Here is a 10,140-nt window from a genome sequence, read left to right as displayed (position 1 = left end):
CGCGCTCCCAGATACCGGTGGTGGCGTCGTCGCCGGCGTCGCCGACGGTCCACCCCTTGTCGGTCTCGAAGTCGTCCTCGAAGACGACCGTGTAGCTCACCGTGAAGGAATGGTACGCCGCCGGAGCGCCGTCCGGATCTGTCTCACGGTCGTGATTCTCGTCCACCGCCAGGATGTAGTAGTTCACCAGCGTGCCGCAGGGCTGGCCCGGGATCTCGCCGGCGTACTCGTTCGGCGTCCCCGTGGCCGACAAAACCGCCGACTCCCATGCCCTCTGCGCCTGCGTCTCGTACACGACCAGGATCGAGTCGGGGAGAAGCGGCGCGACGGTGGAGGTGATCGTCGCCGTCACCGGAATGTCGTGGTTGCACTCGTCCGTGTCTTCCACCGGCGTGTGCGTGATGAAGATCGACGGCGTCCAGAACGGGGTGGCGCTCACCTCGTTGGAATAGCCGCTCCGGTCCCCCTCGGTGTCCACGGCGCGCACTCTGTAATAGTAAGTGCTGTCATTCTCCACGTCCGTATCGAGGTAGGAGGTGTCCGGCGCGTCGATCGCCGCGATCGAGTCGGTCGGGTTCGGAGACTGCGCCCGATAAAGCACGTAGTAATCGATGTCCGGCTCCGCGTTCGGGTCCCAGGCGAGGGACACCTGCCCGTCCCCTTCCACGGCGGCGAGACCGGTCGGCGCGGCGGGAGGCGTCCCCTCCTCCACCGTGGCGCTCCCTTCATAGGGGAGTCCGTTCTGCGCGGTCACGGTCACCGACACCGATCCGCCCGTGTCGGGCGACGGTTCGAGGGTCACCTGGCCGGAGGAGTTCGTGAGACCGGTTTCGTAGACCTCGGTCCCCTTCATCAGGCAGACCAGGGCGTCCTCGACCGGCGATCCGCCCATGGTGACCGAAACGGTGTAGTAGGACGCGCCGGTGGGAAGCGTCCCCGGATGGTTCACCGCGAGAGCCTGAGGCGTCTCGGTCCAGAGCGGGGTTTCCGGATCGCCGAGCAGGTTCAGCTCGTAGAGGCAGTAACGCATATACTCGTCCGACTGCGATTCCGGAACGAGAGCGTCCTTGTGGTCCGCGTGGGTGATTCCGGTCCGGTAGATGTTGTCGTCGAAGAGGGCGCGGAAGAATTCCTTGTCGAAGACGTCGGAGGCGCACTCGCCCGGATAGCCGGGGCAAGCCCAGCCGTAACGGCTGTTGCCGACGAAGGCGATGCCGCCGCCGTCCGGATTGTTCACGTAGTGCTCGGCGATGTTGTCGTAGTCGAAGGCCGCCGCCCAGCACCCCATGGTGTAGTAGAGGCCCTTACGGTCGCCGTTGTCGAGGGCGTCCATGTCGCTGTTGTAAAGCGCGCTCGGGCCGATGCTCATCACGTTGTAGTTGCAGTGGCCGCAGTGGTTCGTGATGTTCGGCCCGTCGTTCAGGGCGTTCATGGCCGAGGTGTAGTTCAGGTTGCCGTCCCGCTCGTAGAGCTTGGTGATGGGATCGAAGTTCGACGGCACGTAGTTGGTATCGATCCAATCCTTCAGGATTCCGTGGTCCGTGTAGGGATCCGGGTCGTCCCAGAGGATCTCCGCCAGGAAGAGCATCTCCTCCTGGAAATCGGTGGGGAGCGTGCTCCCGGTGGAGGCGCCCTCGTAAGTGAGGACCTGGTTCACGAAGTTGGAAGCCTCCGAGGAGGTGTTCACCGGCGCGCGGCCCACGTAGATATCGGCGTACATGTCCACGTTGTCCGAGGGATACTCGCCGTACCGACTGTCGCCGTCGGCGTTCCAGTCGCCGTCGGTGTCCGAGAAGTACATGTCCGCCCGGATTCCGTCGTTCTCCACTTCGTCCCAAACCACCCGGGCGGGGACCACGTCCACGTCGCCGCCGAGAAGGACGTACTGGAGCCCCTGATTCGCCTCATAGTCGAGGATGAAGTTGCGGATCTTCTCCTGGTCGTCCAATCCGGAGTAGTTGCTCGAGATCCAGGAGACTGTGAAGATCTCCGTCTTCACTCCCTTGAGGGTTTTCCAGTCCGCCAGGGGCTGGAACTCGTCCACGTAGGAGTCGCCGGTGATGATCGCGTAGGCGACGCCGGCGTCCCGGCTCTTCTCCGCCCGGGGGCCGATGTACTCGTCCACCTTCTCCGGGTTCACCACGATGGAGCGGATCCGGTCCGCTATGGCCCGTTCCGCCGCCTCGTCGCGCCCGGCGATGGTTCTCACGGGCTCCGCAGCCTCGAGCACCAGCTCGATCCGCACGCTCCGGTTCAGAACGAGCCGCCGCTCCGCCGGCAGATACTCGAAGGGATAAACCTTCACGCCGGCGATGCGGTAGCCGGACAGGACGCCGTTATTCAACAGCTTCGCCGTCTCTCCCGGATAGGGAGCGGTTCCCTCGTAGACCGTTTTCTCCGGTTCGACGAAGGCCGGCGCGTGTTCGTCGCTGGTCCGCGCGTACGGCTGGGCCGGATAAAGGAGGAAGTCGTCCCCCAGGTCGACGCGGTCCACCGAGAGAACACGAACCTCCGCCACCCGCATGTCCGCGGGGACGGAGAACTGGAGCGTCCGCGCCGGGATCATCGGTCGCCCGGGAACGATCTCGAACCGGCAGTCCTCCATCCGGATGAGGTTGTACCCGTCCCGGCTCTCGTATTCGACCGCCGAGGGGTCGAATGTAATGGTGTGCGTGATCGAACTCTGAGCGGACGCGACCGCGGCAAACGCGAGCGTCCCGGCCCAGACGATCATGGCGACTCTGGCCCAGCGCATGGCGACCTCCTTGTCGGGAACCTTTTGAAGTAGGCGACCGCGCCCGGCGACCGGGAACGCGGATCAGGGGGAGCATTATCTCGCACTCGGACAAAGCTAATGCTATCACATTCCGTGAGTTAGATCAAGCGCCGATCCGGAGGGGGAAGAGGGAGCCCCTTCGGGGGCGGGGCGCCCGGAAAAGGTTCCGAACGCCCCGCGCGCCGATCGCCGATCAAGGGCAGGAAGCACCCCCGGAGAGGAAGGGGAGATACTTCATGGTGTCCTGGAAGTCCACCGTGCCGTCGGGGCTCCAGTCCAGATCGCCGCAAACGCCGGTCCCCGCCTGGAGCTGCGGGATGAATTGGAAGGTGTCGTAGTAGTTCACCGTTCCGTCGCCGTTGAAGTCGGGCGAGCGGACCTCCGTGACGGCGGTGGCCGTGAGCGGCAGCAAGCCCGCGGTCGCGGTGGCGGTCACGCTCCCGCATCCCCCGGCTTCGATCACGTCGAAGAAGACGCGTCCCTCCGAATCGGAGGCGTCACCGGAGGCGAGGAGGAGGGCGTCGCCGCCGCTCGCGCAGAAATGGAACCCCGTGCCTTTCGCGGAAACGCCTTCCAGAAGGAGAGTTACGTCGCCTGCGGGGAACCCGGGAACCGGGACACCGGAGCCGTCCCGCAGAGTGACCGTCACGGTAAGCGTCGAGTCGCCGTTCCCGTCCGGTGCGAGCATGGACCGGGCGGACGCGCTCACGGTGGAGAGGTCCGGATCGACCTCCTGAGACTCCACGGAAGCGATCCCCTCATAGGGAAGCAGATTCCGGCCGGTCACGGTAATCGTCATCGTCCCCGTCGTCGCCGGCGCGGGCGTGAAGACGATTTCTCCCGTGGGCCCGGTCCAGCCGACATCGTAAACCTCTTCTCCCTTCCAGAGGCAGACCCGCGCCTCGTCCACCGGCGCGCCTCCGGCGGAGACGGTTACCGGGAAAGAGGAGGAAGCGGCGGGGAGCGTCGCCGGATGGGCGACGTCGATCGCGGTCGTCGCGGCGGTCCAGAGGGGCATCTCCGGGTCGCCGAGCAAGTTCAGCTCGTAGAGGCAGTAACGCATGTAGGCGTCCTGCCGCGACTCCGGCACGTAGACGTCCTTGGCGTCGGCGTGAGCCTCGCCGAGACGGTACAGATCCTCACCGAAGATGGAATGGAAAAAGGCGCGATCGTACAGGTCGGAGGCGCACTCGCCCGGGTATCCGGGGCATCCCCAGCCGTAGCGACTGTTGCCGACGAATGCGACGCCTCCGCCGTTCGGGTTGTTGATGTAGTGCTCGGCGATACAGTCCAGATCGAACGCCGCCGGCCAGCAGCCGATTGTGTAGAAGATCCCCTGGCGGTTCCCGTTCGTCAGCGCGTTCATGTCGCTCGAATAGAGCGCGTCCGGTCCGATGGACATGACGTTGGTGTTGCAGTGGCCGGTATGGTTGGTGATGTTGGGACCGGCGTTCATCGCCGCCATCGCCGAGGAGTGGTTCAGGTTGCCGTCGTCCTGGTAGAGCTTGGTGATCGGATCGAAGCGGGGGGGCACGTCCTGGACGTCGATCATGTCCTTCATCACGCCGCCGTCCGAGTAGGGGGGATTCCAGAGCACCTCGGCGAGAAAGAGCATCTCCTCCTGAAAATCGAGGGGGAGCGGATCGCCCTCATCGGCCCCTTCGTAGGTCAGTACTTTATCCACGAAAAGTTCCGCCTCGTCGGCGTCGTGCACCGTCGCCCGGCCGACGTAGACATCGGCGTAGAGATCCACGCCGTCGGAGGGAATCTCACCCCAGTAGGCGTCGCCGTCGTCGTTCCAGGTCCCGTCCGTGTCGGAGTAGTAGAGATCGCAGCGAATCTGGTCATAGCCGAGGTTGTCCCAGGCGATCCGCGAGGGGATACGGGCGTCATCCGCGGCGAGCAGCACCCAAACCGTTCCCCGGTTTTCCTCGTAGTCCTTGATGCAGTTGCGGATCTGCTCTTGGCTGTCCACACCGGAGTAATTGTCGTACACCCAACCGGTGGTCACCACCTCGGCCCGGACACCCTTCTTGGTTTTCCAGTCGGCCAGCCGCTGGAAAGCGTCGGTCCAAACCGGTTTGGTGATGATCAGATAATCGATCGCGTCGTCCCGTTTGGTCGCCGACACGAGCCGTCCATTCCCCTCAACCCTCTCCGGGTCGGCGACAAGCGCCCGCACTTTGCGGCGGACCGCCTCCTCCGCGACGGCGCTCCGCGGCACCCGGGCGCGGCCCGGCTCCGGGTCGTCCTCCAATTGAATCACGATCTCGAAGGAGCGGTTCAGAAACACCCGCCCCTCGCCGGGGATCAACGTAATCGGGTTCACACGAACCGCCGCCACGCGGTAGCCGCCCATGTTCCCCTCACCGGCCGCTTCCACGACCCGCTCCGGATAGGGATCGGACGAGGCGTACCTCATCGGTTCGGGTTCGACGAAGGCGGGCGGTTCCTCGTCGCTGAAACGGGCCGGCGGCTGGGAGGGCCGGATTGTGAAACCGTCGCCCAGGTCGATCCTGTCGAGGGCGCGCACCTCCACCGCCGCGACCCGCGCGCCGGCGGGGAGCGAAAAGTGCAGTGTGCGCGCGGGGATCATGGGGAATCCCGGCCGGATCGAAAAAACGCACTCATCGACGAGAACCACCGTGTAGCCGTCCCTCTCCTCGAAATGAACGGAGCCGGGATCGAACGAAACGGTGTGGGTGATGACGCTCTGCGCGCGCGCCACGGCGGCGCCGATCAGGAGCGCCGCGCAGGCCGCAAGGACCGTATAGGCGCGAGCCCGTTTCATAGAAGAACCTCCTCAATCAAGGACGGGGGAACGTTCGCGATTCCGTTTTCCACTCTCTCGTGAAATGCGGTGGGGGACACCGGTCAATCGTGGATGCAATTATAGCACGGACAAGGATTTAGAACAAGCCCCGCGCGCGGCCCGCCAGAAACGCGCCGTGGCCGTCCCCAGGCGACGCGGGCGACTCTTCGGGCGCGAACGGCCCTTCCCTTGAGGGGGCGGACCGCGGCGTGATATAATCGCGTTACTCCGCGCCCCCCGGGAGATTTCGATGCGTCCGACCGGTATGATCCGGCCCACCGCGCTCGCCCTTTCCCTTCTCTTTTTGGGCGCCGGCGCGGCCGCGGCGTTCGCCTCCGCGCCGGTCCAGGCGACCGGCGACGAACACCTGAATTATATGCCCTCCCTCCTACAGCGGGAGGACGGCTCCTTCCTGATCGTCTATGAAAGGCTCGATCAGAATTTCGCGAGCGGCGATCTGATGGCGGTGGAGTCCGCCGACGGCGTGGGCTGGTCGGCGCCGCGCGTTGTGGTCGCCGGCGCGGCGAACGAACGGCACCCCTCGCTCGTTCGGAAGGGGGACGGGACCTTCCTCGTCTACTACCTCTCCGACGCAACGGGTTCCTACGACATCCGCTTCGCCGATTCGCCCGACGGCGTCGTTTGGACCGAGAGGGGCCCGGTCGATCTCGGCTGGTCGGGCGAGGACTTGGTGAACCCGACGGTCTCCCTCGAACCGGACGGAAGCCTCGTCATGTCCTACGATCGTTTGTCGGCGGGGGGGTATGTAGCCCACTCCGCCGACGGCGCCGTGTGGGACAAGGACAAAACGTCGGTGAGCGACGGAAGCTTGAACCGGATCATGCGCCACGCCGACGGCACCTACGTGCTCAGCTATCAGCGCCGCACCGGCTGGCCATGGGAACCGACCAAGATCGACGTCTTCACCAAAACCTCACCGGACCGGATCACCTGGAGCGCCGAGAACCGGGTCACGACGAACCAGAACGACCACGACTCCTTCCCCGTCGAACTCGCGGAGGGCGAGTACGGTCTTTATTACGCGGAGTCTTCCGGCGGCGCCCCCTACGACCTGATGCGGAGAACCTCGCCGGACGGGGTGAATTGGGGACCCGCGGAGCCCCTCCATCCTTACGCGGGATGGGATACCCAACCCCACCCGGTCCGCCTCCTCAGCGGCGGCGTGGGGCTCGCCTGGGCGCGAGGCCCCGAGCAGGACGACACGGAAGTGTGGTTCGCCCTCTTCGATCCCCCCACCTCCGTGGCGTCCCCCTCTCCGGTCCGCCCGCCGGCCCGCCTCCTCGCAGGCCCGAACCCCTTCCGGAACGGTTTGGAACTGCGTCTGGAGGGCTCCGTTTCGCGGGCGCGATCGGCGGCGATTTACGATCCGGCGGGGCGGCTGATCCGCGACTGGAACCCGGCGCCCCCCTGCCCGATTCTTTGGGACGGCACGGACCGAGCGGGCCGTTCGGTCGCGGACGGCGTCTATCTGATCCGCGTGGAGACGGAGGAGATGGTGCTGACGGGGCGCGTGATCCGGATCCGCTGAGGCGCGCGCGGCGGAGCCGGCGAACCTTCTTCGCCCATAAAGAAAGACGGCTCCCGTGAAGGAGCCGTCCCCGTGTCATCGTCGTTCGCGAAACTCTCAGACGAAGGCCATCAGAATCTCGGAATTCTTGCTCTCCTCGCCGACCATCTCCACAACGTCTTGGATGTCGCTCACCGCGAGGCCGAGCTTCTTCCAAACGCTCTTCTGGAAACCGGGGGCGGCGTTCCCCCCGTCGCCGATCTTCTCGAGGTTGCAGATGTAGTCGGCTGTGTGGCAAACGGCGGCCAGTCCCCAGTTCTCGACGTCCGTCTTTTCCGGTTCGTGGTGCCAGCGGATCACCTGGAGGATGTCCGAGGATAGATTCCACTTCATCCCGAGCCACGCGCCCACCTCGGCGTGATCCGAGCCCAACACCTCCCGCTCCGCTTCGTTCAACGGAATTTTCCGATCCCGGGAAACGCGGAGCGCCTCATGGAACTCGTTGTGGAAGAACTGATCGAAGATGATCTTCCCGATGTCGTGCAGCAGGCCGGCGAGGTGGAGCACGTCCTTCCCGTAGCGGCTCTGCATGTGTTGCTGGGCGCGCTCGTAGACGACCACCGAGGCGATGCCGGCGGAGATGGAATGACGCCAAAACTCCTCGCGGTCGAAGCCGTCTTCCTCCTGCTCGCCGAAAGCGGAGAAAACCGCCGTGGAGAGGGCGATGTTGTTGACCGCGCGCATCCCCATCCGGGCTACCGCGGTCTGGACCGACGTGATCGGTTCCTGCCCGCCGTAATAAGCCGAGTTCACCACCTTCAGGATCCGGGCCATGATGGCCGGATCGTCCTCGATGATGCGCGAGACGCGCTTGGCGTCCGAGTTGGGATCGCGAATCGTGCGGCCCAACTCTTCGATCACCGTGGGCAGGGTGGGTAGATTGTCGACTCCCTCCAACTGACGGAAGACTTCCTCCCCCGTCAGTACCTGTCCTGGCTGTGCCATCTCTTCTCTCCCCTCTCCGCGCGTTCGCGTAAAGCGCGCCGCGGAGACCCGAAAACCGTTCGGGGGAAGGGGGGGCGGACACGGACCGGGATCCTTCCCCGGCCGGACGAACGATCCCCGGCCGGCCCCCCGAACCAGAGCGGCGTCATCGTTCGTCCTTACCAAGGATCGGCTCGGATCGTGGAAACATGAGCCCGTATGGGGGACGATCGGCGCTAAACGGCCACATATCGAAAGGATGGGTTCCATCGGACCTCGAGGGGCGTTTCCGAACGGTCAGCGGTTGACGGGAGAAGGGGAAATATGATATACTGCAATTCGAATACTGATACAGGTAATTCAGATCCGAGTGAAGAGGAGACTCTCGGCCACGCTCTTTTCTGAAAATGCCCGTAAATACAGTAGGATTTGAAGGAATGAAACTCTCCCGAAAAGGCGTTTACGCGCTCCGCGTCCTCCCCCACTTGGCGAAGAACTACGGCGGAGCCCCCCTATCGGTCGCCCGTCTGGCCGAGTTGGAACAAATCCCTCCGAAGTACCTGGAACAGATCCTCTCCACGCTCCGCAAGAGGGGTCTCCTCGTGAGCGAGCGGGGAAAGGACGGGGGATATGTGCTGCGTAAGCCGCCGGAACAGATTACGTTAGGGGACATCATCCGGGCGGTGGACGGACCGCTCGCCCCGATTCCTTGCGCCAGCAGGACGGCCCCCCACGCGGACCCGGGCTGCCCATACCCATTCGAGACATGCTGGTTGCGGGCGGTGATGCTCCGGGTTCGCGACAACATCTCCGCCGTTCTTGACCAGGAGAACCTGGCGGAGATGACCGCAGAAGCCGAGAAACGGTCTAGAACAACCGGCTGAGCCGACCCGTGGAGGGTAACGGTCGTGTTTTCCGTTCCAAACGGTTGCCCAATACCATACCAAACATATCTGAATTTAGTGTTATTGACCCCGGTCAAGAGAAACGCCGAATTTCTCGCGAAGGAGGGAACCCCGTAATGAAATCGCCCCGTCTCTTCAAAGCGCTATGGACCGCCTTCCTGTTGGCTGTCGGGGTCCTGCTCGTCGTGCTCGCCTTCACCACCGATTTCTCGCTGGCGAAGCATTTCGAGGGGAGCTTCATGCTCTTCGTTTCCGTGGCGCTGATGGCGTTGGTTTCGGAGTACGTGGACAGCTCCCTGGGGATGGGGTACGGCACAACCCTGACGCCGGTCTTGATCATCATGGGTTACCAACCGATCTACGTGGTGCCGGCGATTCTGCTCTCCGAGTTCGTGACCGGCATCTCCTCCGGTCTGCTCCACCACAACCAGGGGAACGTGAATCTCGGCCGCGGGACCCGGGCACGGAAAACCACGGCGATCCTCGCGATCTGCTCCTTGGTGGGAACGGTGATCGCCGTTTTCGCGGCGGTCAACCTGCCGAAAACGATCGTTAAGAGCTACATCGGTATCATGATTCTCGGGATCGGCGTGTTCATCCTTCTCACGCGGGGGACGACCGGTCGTTTCTCCTTCCGGAAGATCGTCGGCCTCGGCAGCGTGGCCGCCTTCAACAAGGGGATCTCCGGAGGCGGGTACGGGCCGCTCGTCACCGGCGGGCAGGTCGCCCTCGGCGTGCCGGAAAAGAGCGCCGTGGGAATCACCTCCCTCGCCGAGGGGCTGGTCTGCGCCACCGGGCTGGCTCTCTATTTCATCATGAACAGGGGAATGGCGTGGGGTCTCGCGCTCCCTCTCACGATCGGCGCGCTCCTCTCGGTGCCGGCGGCGGTCTGGACCGTCAAGCTGATGCCCCCCAAGATGCTCCGTCAATCGATCGGATACGCCACGATTTTTCTCGGCACGCTCACCCTGGTGCGTGTCCTTATCTGATCCTCGTCCCTTCCGTGAAACACGCGGGGGCTCCGGTCGAACGGCCGGAGCCCTCTCTCCCTCCGCCCGCGCCGGAGGAGAATCCTCTCCCTGACGAAGATCGGGCGATCCGCTATACTTGCATCCCCGGAAACACCGAAACCGAC

Annotated in this window: 6 protein-coding genes; 3 read left to right on the top strand and 3 right to left on the bottom strand. The window is 64.4% G+C overall.

Annotated elements, in window-relative coordinates:
• Positions 1–2,755, bottom strand: a 2,755-nt coding sequence (locus JW958_02300; protein MBN1825068.1) for a hypothetical protein, incomplete at its 3' end; no start/stop codon positions are given.
• 214 nt (positions 2,756–2,969) lie between these two features.
• A complete protein-coding gene (locus JW958_02295; GenBank protein ID MBN1825067.1) occupies positions 2,970–5,567 on the bottom strand; it encodes a hypothetical protein in 2,598 nt (865 codons plus the stop codon).
• A 271-nt stretch (positions 5,568–5,838) separates the two neighbouring features.
• On the opposite strand from JW958_02295, the gene JW958_02290 reads away from it, so the two are divergent.
• Positions 5,839–7,137 carry a hypothetical protein gene (locus JW958_02290; GenBank protein MBN1825066.1) on the top strand — a complete coding sequence of 433 codons (1,299 nt, stop codon included), beginning with the start codon at positions 5,839–5,841 and terminating at the stop codon, positions 7,135–7,137.
• A gap of 96 nt (positions 7,138–7,233) precedes the next feature.
• On the opposite strand, the gene JW958_02285 is transcribed toward JW958_02290, so the two are convergent.
• Positions 7,234–8,121, bottom strand: coding sequence for an HDOD domain-containing protein (locus tag JW958_02285; protein MBN1825065.1), 888 nt, complete (start codon positions 8,119–8,121; stop codon positions 7,234–7,236).
• A 416-nt stretch (positions 8,122–8,537) separates the two neighbouring features.
• Between JW958_02285 and JW958_02280 the strand changes: the two genes are divergently transcribed.
• Together JW958_02280 and JW958_02275 are read left to right on the top strand one after the other, a co-directional pair.
• The gene (locus JW958_02280) at positions 8,538–8,984 is read left to right on the top strand and encodes an Rrf2 family transcriptional regulator (protein ID MBN1825064.1); all 447 of its coding nucleotides are present in this window, start codon (positions 8,538–8,540) and stop codon (positions 8,982–8,984) included.
• 260 nt (positions 8,985–9,244) lie between these two features.
• Positions 9,245–9,994, top strand: a complete 750-nt coding sequence (locus tag JW958_02275) for a sulfite exporter TauE/SafE family protein (protein MBN1825063.1) — start codon at positions 9,245–9,247, stop codon at positions 9,992–9,994.
• Positions 9,995–10,140 lie beyond the last annotated feature (146 nt).

The sequence above is a fragment of the Candidatus Eisenbacteria bacterium genome (assembly GCA_016930695.1).
Lineage (GTDB): Bacteria > Orphanbacterota > Orphanbacteria > Orphanbacterales > Orphanbacteraceae > JAFGGD01.
Note: the sequence above shows the minus strand (reverse complement) of the source record. Positions and strands in the feature narration are given on the sequence as shown.

What these genes read in the sequence shown, in the direction of transcription:
- JW958_02295 (MBN1825067.1), bottom strand. Translation starts at nt 5,567, where the DNA reads ATGAAACGGGCTCGCGCCTATACGGTCCTTGCGGCCTGCGCGGCGCTC.
- JW958_02290 (MBN1825066.1), top strand. Translation starts at nt 5,839, where the DNA reads ATGCGTCCGACCGGTATGATCCGGCCCACCGCGCTCGCCCTTTCCCTT.
- JW958_02285 (MBN1825065.1), bottom strand. Translation starts at nt 8,121, where the DNA reads ATGGCACAGCCAGGACAGGTACTGACGGGGGAGGAAGTCTTCCGTCAG.
- JW958_02280 (MBN1825064.1), top strand. Translation starts at nt 8,538, where the DNA reads ATGAAACTCTCCCGAAAAGGCGTTTACGCGCTCCGCGTCCTCCCCCAC.
- JW958_02275 (MBN1825063.1), top strand. Translation starts at nt 9,245, where the DNA reads ATGCTCTTCGTTTCCGTGGCGCTGATGGCGTTGGTTTCGGAGTACGTG.